Origin of the sequence: Acinetobacter sp. TY1, from assembly GCF_048551395.1 — a bacterium.
In the GTDB taxonomy this organism is placed as follows: domain Bacteria; phylum Pseudomonadota; class Gammaproteobacteria; order Pseudomonadales; family Moraxellaceae; genus Acinetobacter.
The window spans coordinates 1-1,482 of sequence record NZ_JBLYZK010000069.1 but is presented as its reverse complement, the minus strand read 5'-3'; the positions used below and the strand labels follow the sequence as shown (position 1 = coordinate 1,482).

Genomic DNA, 1,482 nt, shown 5'->3' with positions numbered 1-1,482 from the left:
TGTTAGAACCCATTTAAAGTGTCTATATTCTCACCAATAAAAATGTCTGGTTTATGATGGTTTTTATCACCATGGACTGGATATAAAATATAGATGCTGATCACTATGTCTGATAAAGAAATTCAACGTCTTGCAGTTCTGCAAGACGTTCGAGATCATCGTATTACCCAGGTCCGTGCTGCTGAAATCCTGAATCTTTCCACCCGTCAAATTACCCGATTATTGCAGAAGCTCAATCAAGACGGTGTTTCAGGTATGGCGCATGCCAGTCGTGGTCAACCTGGCCATCGTCGCCATGATGAGTTATTAAAATCAAAATGTCTTTCCATTATTTCTGAACATCTGCTTGGATTTGGACCCACCTTGGCGCATGAGAAGCTCAGCAGCATGTTTGACCTGAATATCCCGGTAGAAACGGTTCGGCGCTGGATGACGGCCAATGACCTGTGGATTCCGCGATCCAAGCGCCTGAAACGCCCATATCAGCCACGCTATAACCGTGATTGCTTCGGTGAACTGATCCAGATTGATGGCTCATATCATGACTGGTTTGAAGGACGAGCTGCCAAATGCTGCTTGCTGGTTTATATCGATGATGCTACCGGCAAGCTGTTGCATCTGCGCTTTTGTGAGGCGGAAACGACCTTTGACTATATGCTCTCCACTAGAGTCTACATTGAACAATACGGCAAGCCTTTGGCCTTTTATAGCGATAAACACTCGGTATTCCGAGTCAATCAGAAATCCAGCCAAGACAGCAAGATCACGCAATTTGGGCGGATTCTGAATGAGTTAAACATTGATATTATCTTCGCCAACTCACCGCAGGCCAAAGGCCGCGTAGAACGTGCCAACAGAACCCTTCAGGACCGTTTGATCAAGGAGATGCGCCTGGAAGGCATCGGTTCGATTGCTGAAGCCAATGCATGGCTACCCTGCTTTATTGAGCATTTCAATCAGAAGTTCGCCAAATGTGCGAGAAATTCCAAGAATTTACATCGGCCATTAACCGAATCTGATCTTGAACTGGATGATATTTTTACCTGGCAGGAACCGCGTAAGGTCACCAAAAATCTAACCCTGACCTATGACAAGTGTATTTATATGCTTGAACCGACAGAGCTGAATCATAAGCTTGTTGGGCAATACATTTCATTTCTAGAGTATCCGGATGGGACTGTGGCCCTCATGCATGAAGGACGAAAGCTCAACTACAGCATCTTCAATAAATTGGCTGGGCTACAGCAGAATGAAGTGGTTGAGAATAAACGATTGGGTTCAGTTCTGGCGCATATTCAACAGCAGCATGAAGCATTGGAAAAACAGAATAAACGTTCAAGAACAAACAAAAATATGCCAAGTCGTAAAGCTCAGAAAGCTGTTATTGAACAAAGAAATTTAAATCCTGTGCTTGACTCTTGTGGTTAAAAACAGGACATTTTAAATGGTTTATCGCATAGACATTTTAATTGGTGAATAACA

The 1,482-nt window shown here is 43.6% G+C and carries 1 protein-coding gene; it reads left to right on the top strand.

Annotation, left to right across the window (positions count from 1 at the left end; genetic code table 11):
• Positions 1-93 precede the first annotated feature (93 nt).
• Positions 94-1,428, top strand: a complete 1,335-nt coding sequence (locus tag ACK2M2_RS16375; protein ID WP_419349909.1) for an ISNCY family transposase — start codon at positions 94-96, stop codon at positions 1,426-1,428.
• The last annotated feature ends 54 nt before the right edge of the window (positions 1,429-1,482 follow it).

Coding starts and splice junctions, on each gene's coding strand:
- ACK2M2_RS16375 (WP_419349909.1), top strand. CDS start 94: ATGCTGATCACTATGTCTGATAAAGAAATTCAACGTCTTGCAGTTCTG.